The sequence below is a fragment of the Aquiflexum balticum DSM 16537 genome, from assembly GCF_900176595.1.
Classification (GTDB): Bacteria; Bacteroidota; Bacteroidia; order Cytophagales; family Cyclobacteriaceae; genus Aquiflexum; species Aquiflexum balticum.
Map to the genome: position 1 here is coordinate 5910815 of NZ_LT838813.1, position 21686 is coordinate 5932500.

Sequence of the window (21686 nt, forward strand, 5' to 3'; positions counted from 1 at the left end):
AAGAATGGGAGTGTTTTGTTTAACATTATCCCAGATACAATTCTTTTAATTTACCAATTATGCTGTCAATTTTCAATTGTTCCGCATATTTCCTCTTACCAATATACCGGTCAAAAGAATCGATTACAGCAGCATTATCTCTAGGTGCCTTGGCATAATATTGAGAGGATACTCCTTTCATATACTCAGATTGAAACCAATCTAAATCAGTTTTAAACACTTTCTTTAACTTTACCGGTATTAGGGATTCTAGGTAAATAAATGTATTCGAATCATTAAAAAATTCTTTACCCAATATAAGTTTCTTATCTTCAAACAATGAAGGTTCTTTTGGAGTTGATAGAAACTTTTTTAATGCTTCATGCCCCAAAGCCACTTTTATTTTCTCAATGGTTTTATCTCCAATACCTTTAATTTTTTTCACTGAAGTAAAAAACTTTTCATTTATGACAAATCGGTTCTTTTCATAAATTTCAGAAATGCTGACGAGCTGCTCAGGCTTTAAATTGCATTCTTTTAATTTCATTCTAATTTCCTGATTATCGGGTAATGTTTTAAATATTTGTTCAGCTTCTTTTGTGGTTGTGGCTTCTATTTTCTCATTTACTTGTTTTTTTGTATGATTTTGTTTCAAACTTCCGTCTAATTCAATTCCATGCAATTGGTTAAATATATATTTATAGACATTAGTGATGTAATCTAAATCATTAGTCATGAAAAAATCATTAGTCATTGTCTTAGGCATATTTGAGAAACCAAAAACAATTCCCCACAAACTAAAAGCAATACGGAAATCTCCAATTTCATTTGAAATGAGATAATCTTCTAGTTTATCAATGTCAGATTCACCTTTTTGACAGAAAGCGGCAAATGATTCAAGTGTTGTATTTTTGCTAGCCTTAAGGTCAAATGCTGAAAATTCATTTAAATTTTTCAATAAAGCATTAATGTATTGTTGCAAAGAACTCCCATCCCATTTTTCTTGATATTCATCTTTGAATATTTTGCCTCCTGCTTTTGCAAACTCATAGCGTGATTGAATAAATTCATCACTATTGAAGGCTTCTTCTAAATACTCATTAAATAATTTTCCAAGAAAATCTTTTTGCTCTGGAATACTAACAATTCTTTTGAACTCCAATTTAGGTAGGCATGATATATCGCACTTAGAATTCTTTTGACTATGTTCAATACTTAAAACTTGATTTTCCAAGTTTTGTATATAGAAATTAAGGGCTTTATCCTTATCCTTTGAAGGAGCAAAAAACTGCATAACTTGATATTTTGAAAAATCATTTTGGCGAAGCCAACTATCCCAAAGATTTTCTTGTTTCAATAAGCTGTAAAAATCGCATTGATATTTTTCAGACTTTTCTTTAATTACTGGTGACAGATATGTGCCTATTAACTCATTATTTATTACACTATAAATTATTTTTAATTGTTCTTCTTGTTGAAAGGTTGCCCTATTGTCTGGATTTCTAATGATTGCAGATAAGGTGTTTTGTAAATTTCGGGTATACTTTTTCAAAGTAACAATATCTTGAGAAACTGATTTGTTTGAAGCAATTAAATAAGCATAGAATAAACCTTTAAGTTTATTAATTCTTCGATCTTCAGATATATATTTTGAAAAATCATTCATGGAATCCTCTATGTTACTTTTTCCCCATTCAAACCTCTTTATGTTACTCTCCTTTTCTATAGTAATAAAAGAATTCTCGTATACTGAAACCATCTTTGTTTCAATACTTGGTTCAGCTTTAGATATAGTGCTTGTTTTTTCGGAATCATTTCTAAAAATTATTTTTGTCGAAAATGGATTTAGGTAAATCGTTTCTTCTGCAAAAAATAATCCCCCTTGGCCCTTTATTATATCCTCCTTGAGAGTTTTTGGTTCAATCTCTATAACCATTGGATAGTTTTCTAATTCTTTATCATCAATATCAAAATTTGGATATTTGTCGTACAGAATTATTCTATTATCCAAATTGTTTGGTTCAACTTTTTCAAACCGCTTATATCCAAAGCCTCGCCTTGCATAAAAACTAGCCGGTGATACTGATTCACTCGACATTATATTGTTGAAATTCAATGTAGTTGTCGGTATATAGAGTTTTTCTGGTATCATAATAATTCTGTATTTCCTGCTATACTTGTATCATAAAGATTTCCGGGAACAGTATCAAAGAAACTTGATAAATTTCCTGAGTGCAAAATGTATAATGATTGATATGTTCTTGTAAGAGCAACATAAAGAGGGTTTCTATCATCATTATCAGAACTTGTACAATCGGGTAAAAATACTGCTTCGAATTGCAATCCTTTTGAACTATGATATGTCATAATCTTAGGGTTATCTGAGTTAAAATTCAAATCAATGTTATCATTTACTTTAGCTTCAACATTTATTCCTTTACTTTTTAAATATTCTTCGACATTTTTTACTTGTAAATTGTTTCTAAGTAAAATGCCGACATCCACAAAATTTCTATTTTTAACAATCTCTGCTATTGCATCAAGTTGTTTATAAGAAGAACTATAATATAAAATCTTAGGTTTTTCAATGCCTTCATTTCTACATCTATCTTCTAAATCATCTCTTTCACTATTTACATATTGAGCAACTCGAGCAATTTTCTTTGGCAAGCGGTGATTAAAAACTAATTGCTCCATTTGGAATTTCGTTATACTGCCAATTTCTTCCATAGAGATTGTTTTTTTGTCTTCAAAAAATTTATATAACTGTTGGGCGGAATCCCCATAAAGCAATAATGCTTTCCTTGCTTTACTTTTGAAAAGTAATATGTCATCTTTTGAAAAATCTTGTGCTTCATCCACAATAACGTAATCAAAAGCTCCTTTCTTCCAATCGCCTTTTTCCCAACTACCATTATCCTTTGACCAAAAGAAACACTTATGGTAATTTTCAACATTATTAATATTTAACTCAATTTGTCCAATCCCATCGGACATATATTGCTTAAGGGCTTTTGTAAAGACCACAAACAACCAACTTCCTTTACCCTCGTTTTGAATTTGTTTTGCTTTCCAAAGAGCCAGAATTGATTTTCCACTTCCGGCACAACCTTTTACAATAAAGGAATTATCTGTTCTCTTATTAATGATTTTTACCTGATAATCATCAAGTTCTGAATCGTTTATGTAGAAACTCCGTCTAGGCATATTTAAATATTTTAGTCTTCAACTTTTTCTTCTTTATAATCAACGATTAAAAAAAATTAAGAATTTTTTTAACTATCCATAATTATCTTATTGTAGGCATATTCATTTTTAATTAATTGTTGTTTTTATAAACATAATCCAATTTGCCCTTTCAATCTTTTGATACTATTATTCTGAATGCAACTCTACTCTTATCATTTGACCTTTTTGAATGGGTTACAGTAAAAGTTTTTTGCTGAAAATAGTTTTGTAAACTCCTTTCATTAATAGCACTGGAAGATAAAGAAAACAAACATTCAAATTCATCAATTTCTTCAAGGGCTTTATTTATTTGCTTATTCATTAAAATGGGATAGTATGTATTGTGTAAAGGCTTTGTAGTAACATCCAAGAGAACAAATAAACCATCTTTTGACAACAATGGTAAAAATTTTTGAGTAAAGTCATAATAAGAATTATCAAGCCTCCCATTCCCCTTTGCAATTATTTCACATATAAACTTAAATGAAAGGATAAAATCATAATTATTCTCAGTTACGTCTTCATTTTGAAAGTGTGAAATAGAACCAATGACAGAACATAGGGTTTTTAAAAAAATTTTCTTTGATGATTTGGATTTTAACCTGTCAATAATTTGTATCAAAATATCCAAAGATTCAATGTTGCCATCAAATGCCCAAATTTTTACTTCTTTGACACTATGAAAGTACTTTTCAATAATAGTCAATAAACCTATTATATCCCCACCAGTGCCACTACCTATTGATAAGATATTTAAACTTGTTTTATTTGAAAAATTTTGTTGAAATAACAGATTCTGAAAAATATTGTCGAAAATGCAGTATGATTCAGCGTAACTTCGAGGAAAATATGTACCCAAATATTTGAGAATTTCTTCTCCTGTCAAATCAAGGTTATAGTCGAACCGTTGAAAGTCTGGAGCATATATTGCATTCAAATTACTAAAGATAAAATCATCAAGAAAAACAGGGAGACGGGTTTTTATTTTTAAGAATTCAACTGATTTGAACTCTATTAAATCAATTGATTGAACTTCTGATTGTGATTCTGTTATAGAAATTACTTCACCTTCAAACCAATAAATATAATTTCCATTTTCATATATATTTCTCCCAATAAATACTTGCAGTCTATTTCTTATTGAAAGGTCTTGACAACATGCAAAATATTCATTTGTAAGTTCAATACACTTTGCCCAGTCTGGTAAAATGTCGATTTTACAGTCGTAAACATCAAAAGTAACTGTGATATCTAATGAATTAAAAATATATTTTAAATGTCGTTCCAAATCATGTTTCATTGTTCGAATGTTTTTCTTCAACCATAAATTTACCTGATAAGTATGGTGGGGCACTTAGAAGTGTCACCTTTCTACCGAAATCCACTTTCAGAGCAATGAATTTTTATGTGTTATTGGAAATAATTATTTTCTTTTCCCAATCACGTAATCTTGCAGGATTCTCTTAGAAATTTTATCCGCTTCCAATTTTGAAATCCCCTTTTTACAATCAATTGTAATACGTCTTAAGGAGTTTTTATTTTTACCATGAGATAACTCTATTTCCCAATTCCCATCATCTTTTTTGGTTTTTGAAAGTTGTATAAGTTTTCCACTTTGAGAAGAACGCCACCTATATCCATTTGAAAGTTTATTTTCTAGCCAATTATGATTTAACTCAATTTTTTCAAGAGCATGTCGCATTTGTTCAGCAGAGCTAAATCTTTCTTTTGGTTCTACATGCATTGCTTTGTTAATTAACTTTTTTAATGAAACAGGAATAAAATCTCTATACAGCTTGCGATCTGGGAATTTCCCTTCGAGAGCTTTAATTCTTAATTCACTGATTGTTAAAGGAGGTAAAAAACTATCACCATTAACAAGACGATATAGTGTCATGCCGCATGAGTATATATCTGACAAATAAGTGTAATCTGTGAGGGAGTTAACTTCTGGTGCTAAATGCATCCAATACTGATACTTTTTTAAGACAGAAACATCAACCATTTTAATATCCGGTAGTGCCAAACCAAAATCTGATAATTTCCCTTCCCCCGAATTGCCAATCATGATATTAGCTGGCTTAATGTCCCTATGAAGTATCTTTTTTGAATGCGCATGTTCCAAACCCCTCAATAAGTCAATCATTAATCTTTTCGTCCGAGATAGCGGCACATATGCTCCACTTGCTTCGTCTTCCAAACTGCCATTTGAGAGAAACTCCATTTTAACGTAAATCCTACCATCATCCAATTCGCCTGTTTCGTAAACTTCAACAATATTTTCGTGTTCAGCAGCTTTGAGTGTTTGTGCTTCCTGATAAAAATTTTTTGGATTAATGACCTTTTCAGGTGGAATCAGTTTTAAAGCGAAAGTAGAGTTCAAGCCCGTGTCTTTTACTTTCCATACTTCTCCAAAGTAGCCTGATCCAAGTCGTTTTATAAATTCAAATGTGACAGCCATATCAATTTAACATACTTACCCCAATTTGAATAGCTTCTTGAATGTTGCCATTTGATTTTTCATACTCGGGAATGCTTGAAAAATCAGCTTTTGTTTCAATATATTTTCCCTTACCTTTTAGTCCAAGATCCTTGGCAATTGTTCCTTTTACCTTTCTTTTCGCATATTTAATCCCATTTTGAGAGGCTTGTAAAAAAATCATTCCTTCTTTTTCCATTCTTGCACCGTATGCTTTCCCCTTCATTGCCATTGGTTCAGCACCTTTAACGCCAATTCCACCAATCTTATGCTTTGCAATTAATCCACCTATTTCTTGATAAAACCATTTTAGACAATCGGAATCGGAGTAGCCTTTTGGGAAGGCGATGGTCCCTGATTCTAATAATTTTGAAGAATCTTGTTTACCTGCAATAATGGCAAATGAAAATTCTTTTGAGCTACACCTAATTCCTAATATGTTCATGTTTCCTTTTTTATTAATTAATTCCAAAAGTTTGCTTCACCAAATCGATACCCTGCTTGTTCTATTTGGAAAACATTACCCAACATTTGAGGATATTTCCAATTCTCCACAATATCCCAAAATATTCTTTACCATACCATCCCCTGTTCAGGGTATTTTTACTGGAATTTGGTTGATTAAAGAAGGATTTGAGACTTTATTCCTTGGGAAGTTGAATTCGAGAACATGAGTTATCATAAAAATGTATTGGCTTAGGCACCAAAAAATCCCTTAGTAATTATCTCCAAATCGGATTTTTATTTAATTTATTTTTCGACTTTAATATGAGTATCCAGTAAATAGCTCATTACATAAAGTCTTAGAACTCATCTAAAGGAGCATCAAAATCTTCTGAAAGATGTATTTTCCCCTTTAAACTTCCAAAAACTGGCTTTTTGATCTTTGATTCAGATTTCTTCTTTTTGGTCTTTTCTACTAGATATTCAATAAAATTCTTGGCTTCTTCCTTGAGTTCTGGAGGAAGGGTTTCTATTTTTGTATATAGTGAAAGAGAAGTCATATCAATAGATTTTTATGCAAAATAAGGATTTTTCAGCATTCTCTGTCTAACGATGATACAATCTGTTGCTCGCGCCAAAGGTTTGCTTCACTTTACCGCTCCCATATTTGTTCCATTTTGAATTCATACCACAACCGTTTAGGATAAAGAGATTTTTAACTATTCATTTCTTGGTTTCAACACTTTCATTTCACATTATTCAATTAGTTCAACAATAAAGCTGTCATACTATCCATACGCGAAAAAGCAAACCATGGATCGACTTCGCTCACCACAGGTTTTTTGCCCAAGTCTTTTAAAGACGCACCTATTTGATATAAATCACTTTGGTCTATCAGCAAAAAGCGGTCATGGCATTGGGCAAAGGTTCTTACCTGTAATTCGGGATACTGTGCATGGTGTTTGTCCAAGTCAAGTTGAAAGGTTTTGGAAATGCTTTTGGTGTAAATGGTGGCGGTCACATCTTTTTGGCGTTTGCTCAGCAGGGTGAGCACACTTTCATCTATGTAATTGTCTATCAAAATAATTTCTTTCTTGGCTCTTTTTATCAAATCGGACACAAAAGCATAGGCATCAAAAACCTGCCCATCAAAGAATATTCCTTTGTCTGGTTTGGGTTGCCCTGCTTCCAAAGCCTTGAATATCTGGTTAAACTTTTCATCACTTTGCAATTGCTTGAGTTCCAATTGATCGAGGCGTTGGAATACGGAGGCATTCTGAAGCAGGAATTTGCGCATGGTTACAAAAGCTCGCATAATCTCAACATGCACCTTTACGGCTCTTTCACTTTTTAAAATTCCAGATAATCCTGCTACACCTTGTTCTGTAAAAACATATGGTAAATATTTCCTATGTTGCCCCCGCTTTTGCTTTAAGATCGCATTTTGCGATCTTAAAGCTCTGTGATTAGGCACAGCATTTTGCGATAAGACTTCCTCCCATTCTTGCTCACTCAACTGAAACATAAAATCAAGTGGAAACCGATCATTATTCCTCTTCACCTGTTCATTCAGCCTGCCAGTGGATACTTGATAAAGTTCTGCAAGATCATTGTCAAGCATTACCTGCTTGTTCCTGATGGTAAATATCTTATTTTCAATATGTTCTTGATTAATCAATTCCATAGTACAGGTTTAATTCTAGCCTATATATCCCAGTCAAAAGTTGTGACAATTCAGCAAGGACTTGATTCTACTAAGCCAAACGATTATTTTCTTTGAATTTCAAGCAAGCTAGCTTGGAAATCAAAATTCTAATTTAATAGTTGTGCATGAGAAAATAATCTCCTACTTAATTGTCCTCTACAATATCCCAAAATATTCTTTCCCATACCATCCCTTGTTCAGGGTATTTTTACTGGAATTTGGTTGATTAAAGAAGAAAATGAGAAGTTATACCATAGGGAATTGAATTCAAATAGATAGGCTAAAAAGAATTTTTGGATTTTGACACTAAAAATAATCCCTTTGGAGCTGATCTAAAGGGATTATTATTTATACCCTAATCAAAACTTTCCAACCTTAAATTCACTTCACCACCCCCAATTCCTTCCCAACTTCCACAAAAGCCTTAATCGCTTGATCGAGGTGATGTCTGTCATGTCCGGCAGAAATCTGTACCCGGATCCTGGCCTGACCTTTGGGTACCACAGGGAAATAGAAACCGATGACATAAATTCCTTTTTCCAGTAATTTCTCTGCCATTTTTTGGGAAAGAACCGCATCATACAGCATAATAGGTACAATGGCATGTTCACCCGGCTTAATATCAAATCCCGCTTCAGTCATCTTTGCCCGGAAGTATTTGGTGTTTTCTTCCAATTTATCCCTCAGTTCGGTAGTCTCAGACAGCAGGTCAAAAACAGCAATCGAAGCACCTGTAATCGATGGTGCCAAAGTATTGGAAAACAGATATGGTCTTGACCTTTGTCTCAACAGTTCAACAATTTCTTTTCTGCCGGAAGTGAATCCGCCTGAAGCTCCACCCAAAGCTTTCCCCAAGGTTCCGGTGATAATATCCACCTTGCCCATCACATCCCTGTATTCATGAACACCCCTACCTGTCTTGCCCATAAATCCTGTGGAATGACATTCATCAGACATCACCAAGGCATCGTATTTTTCTGCCAAGACCACAATTTTATCCAATTGGGCAATGGTACCATCCATAGAAAAAACACCATCTGTCACAATGATCTTTTGTTGGGCACCTTTGGCCACTGCTTCTTTCAATTGGGTTTCCAGGTCTTCCATGTCATTGTGCTGATAGCGGAACCTCATGGCCTTGCACAATCTGACCCCATCGATGATGGAGGCATGGTTCAGCGCATCTGAAATGATGGCATCCTCAGGTCCAAAAAGCGGTTCAAAAACTCCCCCATTGGCATCAAAAGCTGCCGCGTATAAAATAGTATCCTCCGTCCCAAGAAATTTGGAAATTTTGGCTTCCAATTCCTTATGGATATCCTGGGTACCACATATAAATCTCACAGATGACAAACCAAAGCCATGCGTATCAATGGCATTTTTGGCGGCTTCGATGACTTTGGCATGTGAAGAAAGTCCCAAATAATTGTTGGCACAGAAGTTCAAAACTTTTTGTCCGCCTGAAATGGTAATCTCTGCAGATTGGGGAGAAGTGATGACACGCTCCTTTTTGAAAAGTCCAGCTTCAACAATTTCTTTTAACTCTTTTTCTAATTTGGGTTTTAAGGTTGTGTACATTTTTTATGGATATTGATGGTAAAAGAAAAAACACTCATGGAAATAAAGTGAAATTCATTCATTGAAATCACTATTTTTGCGCCATTCAGTCCCAAATATAATCAAAAACATCTAGGGTCCTGTGAGACCTGTCGATAGTAATTTTAAATATGGAGAGAGTTCTAATTATTGGTGCAGCCGGACAGTTAGGTTCGGAACTGACGCAGGCTTTAGCAAATATTTACGGAGGAGAAAATACCATTGCCACCGATATCAATCCCAAATCCCTTGAAAAGCTGGATTTTTGCAAAACAACTGTTTTGGACGTGATGGATAAGAATGCTGTAAGGAAACTTGTAAAAGATGAAAATATCAAACAGATATATCACTTGGCTGCTGTCTTATCCGCTACCGGAGAAAAGAACCCACTTTTTGCATGGCACCTCAACATGGATAGCTTGCTTTTTATCCTTGAACTTGCCAAAGAAGAAAAACTGGACAAAATTTATTGGCCCTCTTCCATCGCTGTTTTTGGCCCCAATACCCCAAAAGTAAATACCCCTCAATATTGTGTCAAGGAACCCAATACCGTCTATGGAATCTCCAAACAGGCAGGTGAAAGATGGTGTGAATACTATTTTCAAAAATTCGGAGTGGATGTGAGGAGTTTAAGATACCCCGGTCTGATTGGATACAAATCCCTTCCAGGTGGTGGGACAACAGATTATGCAGTGGATATTTACCACAAAGCGATTGCCGGGGAACATTTTGTTTCTTTTCTTAGCGAGGATTCCTATCTGCCGATGATGTATATGCCTGATGCCATCAAAGCAACTTTGGACCTGATGCATGCACCCAAGGAAAAAGTGCTGATCAGGTCCAGCTATAACCTTTCTGCTATGAGTTTTTCCCCAAAAGAAATCTTCGAAAGCATCAAAGTCCATTATCCCGATTTCACTATTAGTTACCAACCTGATTTCAGACAAGCCATTGCAGATTCCTGGCCCGACAGCATTGATGATTCCAAAGCAAGGGAACATTGGGGCTGGAAACATGACTTTGACCTTGAAAAAATGACCAAGGATATTTTGAAGCATTTGCCCTCTTATTCGTTTTAAACAGCTAGAGACACTCTTTAAGAGTGCCCTAGCTGTTTAAAACGAATAATTTTTTGGATAAGTGAATTCTTTAGTATACGTTATTGGTAGGCATGAGGGATCTTCAGAGGTGCAATTAGACGGTTGAATTACTGATGAAATTCAGAGCCTTCTTGCCAATATTCTCCATTTCCGGAACCTCGAGAGATGCACCGAATCCCGGTAACTATCGGGACAGGACAGGCTTTCCTGCGTCATGCCGGGTGCTCAGATTATGTCATTGGTAGTTTCACCTGTTTTATAATAAATTGAGACCGAAGATGGGAAGTTGAATTAATCCTTTTGTTCCCTTTTGTCCCTTTTGTGGTTCCCAAAACCTACCTTGTCCCTCCTCATTTGCTTCATTACCCTAAATTTTCTAATTTGGATGGCTTAGATTCATGTTCATGCCAAAAAGGAAATTAACTGGTTTTTTGACTGCTGCAATGCTTCTGCTTATTGCAGGGATTCTGGTTTTTAGGCAGTCGGATCAAGTTGATTTCAGCACGGAGGTGAAGCCTATTTTGAATAAAAACTGCATTTCCTGTCATGGTGGCGTCAAGAAAAACGGTGGCTTCAGTGTGTTATTTGAAGAGGAAGCCCTTGCCCTTACCAAATCTGGAGTAGCCGCCATCATTCCCGGAGATCCCAAAAACAGCGAATTGATCAAACGACTGCATGAGGAAGATCCTGAACTGAGGATGCCTTATCACAGGGCATCACTCACAGATGAAGAAATCCAAACCTTACACAAATGGATCAAACAAGGAGCGAAATGGGGCAAGCATTGGGCCTATACTCCTGTAGAAAAACCAAAATTAAATTGGACAAACCAAAAAGCTGGTTTTTCAGATTCAAAAAAACAATATCAAGGGATTGATTTTTTTGTTCATGAAAAACAAAAGGAAAACAAGCTTACTTTTTCAGAAGAAGAAGATTCCAAAAAGTTGTTGAGAAGGGTTTCATTGGACATTACCGGATTACCACCGACTGAAGCTTTACAAAATGATTGGTTGACAGGTAAAATCACTTATGAACAGTTGGTGGACAGACTTTTGGATTCACCCTCATTTGGGGAAAAATGGGCATCTTGGTGGTTGGACTTGGCCAGGTATGCCGACACAAAGGGTTATGAAAGGGATGTTTCACGTACCATGTGGAAATATCGGGATTGGGTAATCAAGGCATTCAATGAAGATAAACCCTTTGACGAATTCACTATCGAGCAATTGGCAGGTGATCTTTTACCTAATCCCACACAGGAACAGTTGATTGCGACAGCTTTTCATCGGAATACCATGAATAATGATGAAGGCGGGACCCAAGATGAGGAGTTCCGGGTCGCCGCTGTGTTGGATAGGGTCAATACTACCTTTGAGGTCTGGCAAAGTACAACCATGGCCTGCGTCCAATGCCATAGTCATCCTTATGATCCATTTAAGCATGAAGAATACTTTCAATTGACCGCTTTCTTTAACAATACCAGAGATGAGGATACCCATGATGAGGAACCCAAGTTGAGGTTTTATGAAGGAGAAGACCTTGAAAAGATCTCATCCATTTTAAGCTGGGTAAATTCCAATGGTAGCCAAAAGCAAGCTGAAGCACTTCATGATTTTTTCAATTTCAGAGAACCCAAGTACCATGCCCACCTTTGCGAGGACTTTGTAAATGGCGAACTGATTGATACCAAATGGCTAGGGCTGTGGCATGATGGTTCCTGTTATTTGCGTAATGTGGATACACAAGGTGCAGATCAATTGTTGATGCATTACAATTCGGGTTTGGACGGAACCAAAATAAGCATTAGAAATGGAGGTCCTGAGGGAGAAATACTAAGTCAGTTTACCATTGACAAAACCTCAAATGTCACTAAATCCTTTCCGTTCAAAAAATTAACAGCTCCAGTTGATCTTTATATTGAAGCAGATAACCCAAAAGCATCCCCACAACAATCCACCAGTGCTGTCACTTGGTTTGCTTTTGTAAACAGCCTGCCCGGAAAAGAACAAAAAGGTTACCAAGAAATAAATGACCGTTTTTATTCAGTCCTGAAGAGCAAAGTCCCTTCGCTGCCTATTATAATTGAAAACCCATCCTTTATGCAAAGGAAAACCCATGTGTTTGAAAGAGGAAATTGGTTGCTTCATGGGGAAGAGGTAAAACCAAAAACTCCTGAAGCATTGAATGCCTGGAATCCTGAATGGCCAAATAACCGCTTGGGACTAGCCTATTGGCTGACTGATATTGAAAATCCTTTAACTTCCCGAACTCTAGTCAACAGGATTTGGGATCAGCTTTTTGGAAGGGGCTTGATCAGCAGCATTGAAGACATGGGTACCCAATCAGAGGCCCCATCCCATCCGGAATTGTTGGATTTTTTGTCCTATAATTTTATGAATGAAATGGATTGGAGCATAAAAAAGCTGATCAAAACCATTGTGCTATCCAAGACCTACAGACAAAAATCAACTTTATCCCCTGAGCTTTATCAACAAGATCCACGAAACAAATGGTATGCGAGGGGGCCGAGAATCAGATTGAGCTCAGAACAGATCAGGGACCAAGCTTTATATGTGTCAGGCTTGTTAAGTCCAGAAATGTATGGCCCCCCCGTGATGCCTTTTCAGCCTGAAGGAATCTGGGAAACCGTCTACAATGGAGAATCCTGGAAGTTAAGTGAAGGGGAAGATAAACATAGAAGAGCAGTCTATACCTTTTTGAAAAGAACCAGTCCCTATCCTTCTTTTATCACTTTTGATGCCGGCAGCAGAGAAGTATGTGTCAGCAAAAGAATTGTGACCAATACACCCTTGCAGGCCTTGGTTACTTTAAACGATCCTGTTTTTCTGGAAGCAGCATTCCATTTAGGTCAAAAAATGAAAAATTATTCCGACAATGATTCTCTTAAGGGAATCGCTTTTGGATATGAATTATGTGTGATATCCTCTATCAGCCAAAGTAAAATGGAGATTTTACATTCTTTATACAAAGAGGCTCTTTCTGAATACGAGAAAAAACCGGAATTAATAGCTGAATTGATTCCCGATGAAGCGAATGAAAATAGTGCTGAACTAGCTGCATTTACTGTAGTAGCCAATGCTTTGTTGAACTTGGATGAATTCCTAACCAAACCCTGACATGAAAAACATAAACCATCTCTTGGCTGAGCTTGAGCAGCAAAGGCTTGAAAAGCAAACACGAAGGCATTTCCTGATGGATTGCGTGAGTAAGGTAGGTGGTTTGGCTTTAGCTCCTTTATTGTTTTCCTGTGGTCTTGGTAGTTCTCAAGAAAAAGTTGGCGCATTGAACTTATCCGAACGGGATTTGAATCCCCTTGCCCCCCTACCGCCTCCGTTTATACCAAAATCGAAATCCATCATTTACCTGCACATGGCAGGGGCTCCCTCCCAATTGGAATTGTTTGATTACAAACCGGAACTGGTAAAATACAACAACCAACCCTGTCCTGAATCACTTCTGGAAGGTAGGAAGTTTGCATTTATCAGGGGCGTACCTAATCTGATGGGGCCTCAGGCCAATTTTTCCCAGCATGGAGAATCCGGTGCATGGGTTTCTGATTTCCTGCCTCATTTCTCAAAAGTAGCGGATGAGGTGGCTTTTCTAAAGGCTGTCCACACCGATCAGTTTAACCACGGACCTGCACAGCTTTTTATGCAGACCGGCAGTCCGAGGTTGGGAAGGCCTAGTTTGGGTAGTTGGGTGACCTATGGTTTGGGAACTGAAAACCAAAATCTACCAGGTTTTGTGGTATTGACTTCAGGAGGCAAAACACCGGATGCCGGCAAAAGTGTTTGGGGAAGCGGATTCCTACCTTCCGTCTACCAAGGCGTACAATGTCGGTCAAAAGGAGACCCTGTTCTGTATTTGGAAGATCCCAAGGGAATTTCACGGGATCTTAAGAAATCCATTATATCTTCAATCAATCAGGTCAATTCGGAGGAATTTGACCATTACGGTGATCCAGAAATTTTGGCCCGGATCAACCAATATGAAATGGCATATCGGATGCAGATAGAAGTTCCTGAGGTGATGAATATCAATGATGAACCTGAGTATATTCACTCTTTATATGGAACCGAACCTGGAAAAGAGTCATTTGCAAACAATTGTTTGCTGGCCAGAAAACTGGTAGAGAAAGGCGTACGATTTGTACAGTTGTATGATTGGGGTTGGGACAGTCATGGGACCGACAAGGCCAATGCCATTGATATGGGTTTTAGGAATAAATGCAAAGAAATAGATAGGCCTATGTCCGCTTTATTGTTGGACCTGAAGCAAAGGGGGTTGTTGGAAGATACTTTGGTAATTTGGGGCGGAGAATTTGGTAGAACCCCTATGCAAGAAAACCGGGAAGGAAAAACCATGGGTTTCAAAGGCCGTGACCACCATGTAGATGCATTTAGCATGTGGATGGCCGGAGGTGGAGTCAAAAAGGGCTCATCTCATGGCCTAACCGATGATTTTGGTTTTTCAGGAATTGAAGGCAAAGTATCCGTACACGATATTCATGCCACCATTCTTCATCTGATGGGATTTGACCACGAAACATTTACGCATGAATTTCAGGGTAGGCCTTTTAGATTGACAGACGTAGAAGGAGAGATCATCAAAGAAATTTTAGCTTAACACCTGATAAATGTTAGATTTTATCATTCCCCTAATTGGGCGATTTCACCCATTGATTGTGCATCTGCCAATAGGTTTTATCCTGATGGCATTGCTACTGATGTATTATCCCAAAAAGGATAAACTCCCCTTTTTACCTGCAATAGAGATCGCCTTGCTGTGGAGTTGCATTACTGCATTTTTGGCTTGTATCAGTGGCTTCTTACTATATACTTCGGAGGGTTATGCATTTGAAACGGTGCAGAATCACTTGATTTTGGGATTGGTTACTGCCTTGATCTGTCTGTTGCTTTTTTTTCAGTTAAAAAAATCCAAAAACTTAAATTCACCCAAAATCCATTTGAATTCAATCATCCTAATAACCTCCTTGATGCTTACAGGACATTTGGGAGGTAATCTTACGCATGGTGAAGCATATTTAGTTGAAGTACTTCCTGAACCTCTGCAAAACGCTTTGGGATATTCAGGTTATGAAGAATTTGAACCGATTGCTTTGGATGAAAATCATTGGGAGGAAGTTTTATTTTATGATCAAATTATTCAACCTGTTTTTAATCAAAATTGCAGAAGTTGCCATAATCCAAACAACACCAAAGGAGGTTTGCTATTGACTTCCAAAGAAACAATTTTGAAAGGAGGAAAAAACGGGCCTGTTATTTCCGAAGCTTCTTGGGAAGAAGGTCAATTGTATCACCGGATTACTTTACCCTTGGACCATGAAGATCATATGCCACCAATGGAGAAAAGACAGCCATTGAAAGAAGAATTGGAATTGATAAAATTTTGGTTGGCATCAGGAGCATCCTTTGAAAAAAATCTCGTAATGGCCGGAGTCACAAAAGAAATGGTTGCTCCTTTTTTTACCAAATCAGTGGTATCAATTTATCCAAAAGTAGAGTTACCCAAGGTTGAAAACAATAAACTTTCCAATATTAGAGAAAAGGGATTTTTTATAGAACCACTGAATGAAGGTTCATCACTTATGAAGGTGAGCTGTGTCAATTTCCCGGATTTCAATGAAGCAAATTTGGAATGGCTCAATGAAATTAAGCAACATATTGTCTACCTTGATCTGAGCAGAACAAAAATAAATGATCAGGTTTTCGAATCTCTTAAAGACTTTGAAAACCTGACCATTTTAAAATTGAATGGTACAAAAATATCCGGTAATGGTTTAGAGTTTTTACAACAATGCAAACATCTAAATCAGGTACATCTCACAGAAACAGGGGTAAGTTGGGAAAATCTGAAATTACTCAACAAACACCCAAAACTTGAAAAGATCTTTGCTTATAAAACCCCCGCCACTGCGCAAAAAGAGGATATTGTGGAATTCACTTTTGAAGTAATGTTTGGGAATTTTGAATTACCGGTTCTACCCACTGACACCGTTACTTTCTAGAGGATTATAATTTCTCCTTTATGACTTCAGGTTCAAAGCCCAAAACTAAACTTCCATCTGGAAATTGAATTATAGGTCTTTTGATCATGCTGCTTTTTTTGCTGAGCAATGCCAAAGCCTCACTTTGAGATTCCAGTTGGGACTTTTCATCATCACTGAGTTGCCTGTATGTCATGCCTTTTTTGTTGATCAACTTTTCGAAGCCCACTTTATCAGCAAACTTTACCAATAAACCTGCATCAGGAGCTTGTTTCTTATAGTCAGTGAATTCATAATCTATCCCCTCACCTTCCAGAAAATCGAATGTTTTTTTCATGGTATTGCAATTCTTGATGCCGTAAACTTTTAATTCCATTGCTTTACTTATTTTAAATTATTTTACCCAATACTGTCAACGACAATCTAAATAAAAAGAATTTACAGTAATTCCTTCAATGCCCGATACTTCGGTCATCGGTCTTCCGTCCTATATTGAGCTTGGATTATACTTTATTGACAAGAATGAACTTAACGATAAGACCTTATTTAAGGATTTCTTTTAACGATTCTTCATTAGCCTGTATTATCTTACCGATCAATTCATCATTCAGCGCAGTAGAAAGGAAAAGGCTCTCGAATTGAGATGGTGCAAGGTAAATTCCCCTTTTGAGCATGGCCTGAAAATATTTCCCGAACAATACAGTATCGGAATGCTTTGCCGATGCAAAATCAAAAACTTCCTTATCTGTGAAAAAGATACTGTACATACTTCCCAAGTGATTGATCGTAAAATTGAGACCTAATTTTTCAACAGAACTTTTAATACCACCTGCAATTTTTTCACCGATTTTATTCAATGTGCCATAAACCTCAGGATGATCATCCAAATAATGTAATATGGTCAATCCGGCTGCCATGGCAATCGGATTTCCTGAAAGCGTACCTGCCTGATACACAGGACCCGCAGGAGAAACAAATTCCATAATTTCCTTTTTCCCTCCATAAGCACCTACAGGCATCCCTCCTCCAATGATTTTACCGAGAGTCGTCATATCTGGGGTTACCCCAAAAAGTTCCTGGGCACCTCCTTTGGCCAATCTAAAGCCTGTCATGACTTCATCAAAAATAAGGACCATTCCTTCTCTATCACAGATTTTTCTTAAGCCTTCCAGATAACCTTCCTTTGGTAAAACAAGTCCCATGTTCCCAGGAACAGGTTCCAATATCAAAGCTGCGATTTCACCCTTATTAGCGTCAATTAATTTTTCAACAGCTTCCAAATCATTGTAGGGGGCCAAAAGCGTATCTTTTGCTGTTCCTTTGGTCACACCAGGTGAATCAGGATTCCCCATAGTAATTGCACCCGAACCAGCCGAAATCAAAAAAGAATCTCCATGGCCATGGTAATGTCCTTCCATCTTGATGAATTTATCCCTACCTGTAAATCCTCTTGCCAGACGGATAGCGGACATGGTGGCTTCTGTACCTGAATTGACCATCCTTACTTTCTCTACAGAAGGTACCATTTGAGTGATCAATTCTGCGATTTCCACTTCTCTTGCAGTAGGAGCTCCAAATGAAGTGCCATTTTCAAGGGCTTTGATAACTGCTTCGCGGATCATTGGATGGTTATGTCCAAGAATCATGGGACCCCAGCTATTAATCAATTCGATATAAGCATTATCATCTTCATCATAGATAAATGCTCCATCAGCTTTTTTTATAAATATAGGATCACCACCCACTGCCCTGAATGCACGAACGGGAGAATTGACTCCTCCCGGTATATAGTTTTTTGCTTTCTCAAAAAGAGATTTACTTTTTATGATTTGCATGAAATTTATTTGGTTTTTAATATCCCACTTTCCAATTCCAAAATAGGAACATATCGATTATTGAAACTGTTCGTAAAATCAAAACCGTAAGAAATTCTACCTGATTGGTAACCTCTTTGGTTAAGATTTTTCCTGAAATCAAATCCTTTTGAAGGATTGATTGTTTCAACTATCCAATAAATCAATTCGTATCCGAGATGCGCGTTGGATGAAGGATAAATCAAATGTTTTTTATAAAAATCAGTTCTGAATTGTATTAAATATTCACTGTTAAAATTCATGGTGTTATTACCCAAAAAAACAAAATTCTGACTTTCCAGCATCTCATAGCTTGCAAAATTAAAATTAAGCCAACTATCTAAGACAACGACAGGAACCTTAATATTTTGGGATTCCATAAATCCAAAGGTTGATGATGCAATATTTGGATCGTCAGATAAAATCACTATTACGTCTGCTTTGGAAAGCGAATCATATCTCAACTGAGTATCATCGAAAAACCTGTTAATGTCCTTGTTGGAAACCTGTCTGTTGAACATATTTACGTATCCAAACCGTTCGCTCGATTCAGCTATCTTTTTGGCCAGCTGCTCATCTCTAACAGTATTGGAATAAGCAATCGCCAACCTCTTTCCTTCCACATTTTTTCTCAAATATTCGATTAAGGCATTGCTAAGCGAAGAAACAGATGGTCTGAATAAATACGCAAATTCCAATTCTCCTAACCTATCATCAATATTAGAAAGTGGATTGACAAACGGAACATTATTTTTTTCTGCAAATGCCATTACTATTTCTGTCTCATCAGGATAAATCGGCCCAATAATCAAATCAACCTGTTGCATAAAGGGGTCAACTAGAATATTTCGGAGTTTATCTAAATCTCTTTGTGTATCAAAGGTTTTGACATTGATTTTTACTCCTTTGTTTTTGAACTCCTTTAAAGCAAAATTTATCCCTTGGAATAACTCAAACACAAAGTTGCCAGAATTAAAGCTTTGGACTCCGCTACCTCCCGAATAATTAAATGGTAGGACCATAGCTATATCCAATACTTGCATATTTTTGTTATTTTCAACTACTGGCTCTCCTGTTGAAATGTTACGCAGTTTTTGGTAAACAAGCTTTTCATCTGATGACATCAAAGACTGTTTTTCCAATTGTTCCTTCAGTACCAATAAGTAACCTGAATTTCTTTGAAATTTACTCAGGTTGGAAACTAAAAAACTAACTGAAACATTTTGAAGGTAATTATAACTGGCCTTTTCAGCCTCGCTGAATATGGATTCATCTAGGATTGTTTCAATCTCCTGAAGAGCATTTAGATAATTTTCTTCTTTAAAATAAGCCAAAGCAAGAAGGTATTTGACTTCATCTTTTTTATTGAAAGACTGTACCTCCAATAATGGCTGTAAAACTGATTTAACCAATTCTATTTGATTATTCTTAAATGCTGAATAGGCAAAATGATATTTCGCATAGTAGGAAAGTGCACCAAAATCACTTTCCTCCATATAGGGTCGTAGCAATTCCATGGCATCCTTATAATTCCCATATTCCATCAATGTTTTGGCTCTTCGATATTCAGCTAATTGATCTTGGGAATAAACTTCGTTAAAAAAAAGCAACAAAATTAGAAGGGAAAATATTCTCATTTATTGGATATCTTGTTGAAAGACTGATTTTTTCTTTATTTCAATCGGCTTCGAATTTAACCCATTTTCTTCCAAAAGAAAAGTAAAAACAACATCCAGTAAAACAAGGAAGATATTTTGGATTTAAGCATGTTCAAAAGGATTCGATTATTTTATAACAATCATTATTCCAACTTTTATCCAAAACCAATTTGGCAGTGAATTATCGATCATTATTTTTAATCCATATTTCTAACCTCAAACCAGTTCATTTATGATTCTTGGTAAGAATGCTTATATATAATTTTCAAAGTTATCCTATGTAAATCCTGACCTTCACCAAGATATACCTCCTTCAAAAAGAATATACCCTTGAAAACGCGAAAAGCCAGCTTTAGGGGCTGGCTTTGTGATAATGTGGCGGCGGCCTACTCTCCCGGGTGTAACCCCAGTACCATCGGCGCTGCAGGGCTTAACTTCTCTGTTCGGGATGGGAAGAGGTGGGACCCCTGCGCTGGGCCGCCTAATCTTTCTGTACCAGGTACAAAGTACGATGTACAATGCTGGATACAGTGTCCGCTATGGGACCAATATCTTAAGTTCAAGATCTTTGTACTTGGTACTTGGTACTTGGTACTCAGATCCATGATATGTCTCGCAGAGAATGCGGCAGCTTCGGACTGAAGCAAGTTTTCGGGCTATTAGTACTGCTCGGCTTTGCCATTCCTGGCTTTACACCTGCAGCCTATCAACGTCATCGTCTCTGACGGCCCTGTTTGGAAGTCTCATCTCGGAGGGGGTTTCGCACTTAGATGCTTTCAGCGCTTATCCCTTCCCGACGTAGCTACCCGGCAGTGCAGTTGGCACCACAACCGGTACACCAGCGGTCAGTCCAACCCGGTCCTCTCGTACTAAGGTCAGCACTCCCCAAACTTCCCACGCCCGCAACAGATAGGGACCGAACTGTCTCACGACGTTCTGAACCCAGCTCGCGTGCCACTTTAATGGGCGAACAGCCCAACCCTTGGGACCTTCTCCAGCCCCAGGATGTGACGAGCCGACATCGAGGTGCCAAACCTCCCCGTCGATATGAGCTCTTGGGGGAGATCAGCCTGTTATCCCCAGAGTACCTTTTATCCTTTGAGCGACGGCCTTTCCATGCAGTACCGCCGGATCACTATACCCGTGTTTCCACCCTGCTCGGCTTGTCGGCCTTACAGTCAAGCCCCCTTATGCTATTGCACTCCGCGCACGGTTACCAAGCGTGCTGAGGGAACCTTTGGAAGCCTCCGTTATCCTTTTGGAGGCGACCACCCCAGTCAAACTACCCACCAAGCAATGTCCCCCGTACATACGGGGTTAGATACCAGGCAAACAAAGGGCGGTATTTCAACATTGACTCCACAGCGCCTGGCGACGCCGCTTCACTGTCTCCCGCCTATCCTACACATCGTTTACCCGATACCAATGCTAAGCTGCAGTAAAGGTTCATGGGGTCTTTCCGTCCCGTTGCGGGTACACGGCATCTTCACCGTGACTACAATTTCACCGAGCTCATGGCTGAGACAGCGCCCAGATCGTTACACCATTCGTGCAGGTCGGAACTTACCCGACAAGGAATTTCGCTACCTTAGGACCGTTATAGTTACGGCCGCCGT

15 protein-coding genes and 2 rRNA genes (1 of these 17 cut by a window edge) are annotated in these 21686 nt (G+C 37.5%); 4 read left to right on the top strand and 13 right to left on the bottom strand.

What is annotated here, in order from left to right; translation table 11 throughout:
• Positions 1–25: 25 nt before the first annotated feature.
• From B9A52_RS24990 to kbl, 8 genes are all read right to left on the bottom strand, one after another.
• Positions 26–2131, bottom strand: coding sequence for a hypothetical protein (locus tag B9A52_RS24990; RefSeq protein ID WP_084123278.1), 2106 nt, complete (start codon positions 2129–2131; stop codon positions 26–28).
• Positions 2128–3186, bottom strand: coding sequence for an ATP-binding domain-containing protein (locus B9A52_RS24995; protein ID WP_084123279.1), 1059 nt, complete (start codon positions 3184–3186; stop codon positions 2128–2130). Before B9A52_RS24995 ends, B9A52_RS24990 begins: the two co-directional genes overlap by 4 nt.
• A gap of 151 nt (positions 3187–3337) precedes the next feature.
• Complete coding sequence (locus B9A52_RS25000) at positions 3338–4507, bottom strand: hypothetical protein (RefSeq protein WP_084123280.1); 1170 nt, start codon at positions 4505–4507, stop codon at positions 3338–3340.
• A 123-nt stretch (positions 4508–4630) separates the two neighbouring features.
• A complete protein-coding gene (locus B9A52_RS25005; RefSeq protein WP_084123281.1) occupies positions 4631–5668 on the bottom strand; it encodes a serine/threonine-protein kinase in 1038 nt (345 codons plus the stop codon).
• 1 nt (position 5669) lies between these two features.
• Positions 5670–6131, bottom strand: a complete 462-nt coding sequence (locus B9A52_RS25010; protein ID WP_084123282.1) for a RuvC family protein — start codon at positions 6129–6131, stop codon at positions 5670–5672.
• A 358-nt stretch (positions 6132–6489) separates the two neighbouring features.
• Positions 6490–6690, bottom strand: coding sequence for a type II toxin-antitoxin system VapB family antitoxin (gene vapB, locus B9A52_RS25020; protein ID WP_084123284.1), 201 nt, complete (start codon positions 6688–6690; stop codon positions 6490–6492).
• Between the two features lie 203 nt (positions 6691–6893).
• Positions 6894–7814 carry an ORF6N domain-containing protein gene (locus B9A52_RS25025; RefSeq protein WP_084123285.1) on the bottom strand — a complete coding sequence of 307 codons (921 nt, stop codon included), beginning with the start codon at positions 7812–7814 and terminating at the stop codon, positions 6894–6896.
• A 402-nt stretch (positions 7815–8216) separates the two neighbouring features.
• Complete coding sequence (gene kbl / locus B9A52_RS25030) at positions 8217–9413, bottom strand: glycine C-acetyltransferase (RefSeq protein WP_084123286.1); 1197 nt, start codon at positions 9411–9413, stop codon at positions 8217–8219.
• 149 nt (positions 9414–9562) lie between these two features.
• On the opposite strand from kbl, the gene B9A52_RS25035 reads away from it, so the two are divergent.
• The 4 genes from B9A52_RS25035 to B9A52_RS25050 all read left to right on the top strand — a co-directional run bounded on the left by B9A52_RS25035 (position 9563) and on the right by B9A52_RS25050 (position 16580).
• Positions 9563–10510, top strand: a complete 948-nt coding sequence (locus B9A52_RS25035) for an NAD-dependent epimerase/dehydratase family protein (protein ID WP_084123287.1) — start codon at positions 9563–9565, stop codon at positions 10508–10510.
• Between the two features lie 425 nt (positions 10511–10935).
• Positions 10936–13668 carry a DUF1553 domain-containing protein gene (locus B9A52_RS25040; RefSeq protein ID WP_084123288.1) on the top strand — a complete coding sequence of 911 codons (2733 nt, stop codon included), beginning with the start codon at positions 10936–10938 and terminating at the stop codon, positions 13666–13668.
• Position 13669: 1 nt separating this feature from the next.
• Positions 13670–15178 carry a DUF1501 domain-containing protein gene (locus B9A52_RS25045; RefSeq protein WP_084123289.1) on the top strand — a complete coding sequence of 503 codons (1509 nt, stop codon included), beginning with the start codon at positions 13670–13672 and terminating at the stop codon, positions 15176–15178.
• 10 nt (positions 15179–15188) lie between these two features.
• Positions 15189–16580: a c-type cytochrome domain-containing protein gene (locus B9A52_RS25050; RefSeq protein ID WP_084123290.1), complete on the top strand. Its 1392-nt coding sequence runs from the start codon at positions 15189–15191 to the stop codon at positions 16578–16580.
• A gap of 4 nt (positions 16581–16584) precedes the next feature.
• Here B9A52_RS25050 and B9A52_RS25055 read toward each other — a convergent pair whose 3' ends face one another.
• The 5 genes from B9A52_RS25055 to B9A52_RS25075 all read right to left on the bottom strand — a co-directional run.
• On the bottom strand, positions 16585–16935 hold the full coding sequence (locus B9A52_RS25055) for a Spx/MgsR family RNA polymerase-binding regulatory protein (RefSeq protein WP_084123291.1): 351 nt from the start codon (positions 16933–16935) through the stop codon (positions 16585–16587).
• 166 nt (positions 16936–17101) lie between these two features.
• Positions 17102–18394, bottom strand: coding sequence for a glutamate-1-semialdehyde 2,1-aminomutase (gene hemL, locus B9A52_RS25060; RefSeq protein WP_084123292.1), 1293 nt, complete (start codon positions 18392–18394; stop codon positions 17102–17104).
• 5 nt (positions 18395–18399) lie between these two features.
• Positions 18400–20049 (bottom strand): ABC transporter substrate-binding protein, encoded by a 1650-nt coding sequence (locus B9A52_RS25065; protein ID WP_084123293.1) that lies wholly within the window; start codon positions 20047–20049, stop codon positions 18400–18402.
• Positions 20050–20443: 394 nt separating this feature from the next.
• A 5S ribosomal RNA gene (gene rrf / locus B9A52_RS25070) occupies positions 20444–20555 on the bottom strand.
• Positions 20556–20709: 154 nt separating this feature from the next.
• Positions 20710–21686 (bottom strand): 23S ribosomal RNA (locus B9A52_RS25075) (it continues 1915 nt past the right edge of the window).

Coding starts and splice junctions, on each gene's coding strand:
- B9A52_RS25000 (WP_084123280.1), bottom strand. CDS start 4,507: ATGAAACATGATTTGGAACGACATTTAAAATATATTTTTAATTCATTA.
- B9A52_RS25035 (WP_084123287.1), top strand. CDS start 9,563: ATGGAGAGAGTTCTAATTATTGGTGCAGCCGGACAGTTAGGTTCGGAA.
- kbl (WP_084123286.1), bottom strand. CDS start 9,413: ATGTACACAACCTTAAAACCCAAATTAGAAAAAGAGTTAAAAGAAATT.
- hemL (WP_084123292.1), bottom strand. CDS start 18,394: ATGCAAATCATAAAAAGTAAATCTCTTTTTGAGAAAGCAAAAAACTAT.
- B9A52_RS25055 (WP_084123291.1), bottom strand. CDS start 16,935: ATGGAATTAAAAGTTTACGGCATCAAGAATTGCAATACCATGAAAAAA.
- B9A52_RS25005 (WP_084123281.1), bottom strand. CDS start 5,668: ATGGCTGTCACATTTGAATTTATAAAACGACTTGGATCAGGCTACTTT.
- B9A52_RS25065 (WP_084123293.1), bottom strand. CDS start 20,049: ATGAGAATATTTTCCCTTCTAATTTTGTTGCTTTTTTTTAACGAAGTT.
- vapB (WP_084123284.1), bottom strand. CDS start 6,690: ATGACTTCTCTTTCACTATATACAAAAATAGAAACCCTTCCTCCAGAA.
- B9A52_RS25010 (WP_084123282.1), bottom strand. CDS start 6,131: ATGAACATATTAGGAATTAGGTGTAGCTCAAAAGAATTTTCATTTGCC.
- B9A52_RS25045 (WP_084123289.1), top strand. CDS start 13,670: ATGAAAAACATAAACCATCTCTTGGCTGAGCTTGAGCAGCAAAGGCTT.
- B9A52_RS25040 (WP_084123288.1), top strand. CDS start 10,936: ATGCCAAAAAGGAAATTAACTGGTTTTTTGACTGCTGCAATGCTTCTG.
- B9A52_RS25050 (WP_084123290.1), top strand. CDS start 15,189: ATGTTAGATTTTATCATTCCCCTAATTGGGCGATTTCACCCATTGATT.
- B9A52_RS24995 (WP_084123279.1), bottom strand. CDS start 3,186: ATGCCTAGACGGAGTTTCTACATAAACGATTCAGAACTTGATGATTAT.
- B9A52_RS24990 (WP_084123278.1), bottom strand. CDS start 2,131: ATGATACCAGAAAAACTCTATATACCGACAACTACATTGAATTTCAAC.
- B9A52_RS25025 (WP_084123285.1), bottom strand. CDS start 7,814: ATGGAATTGATTAATCAAGAACATATTGAAAATAAGATATTTACCATC.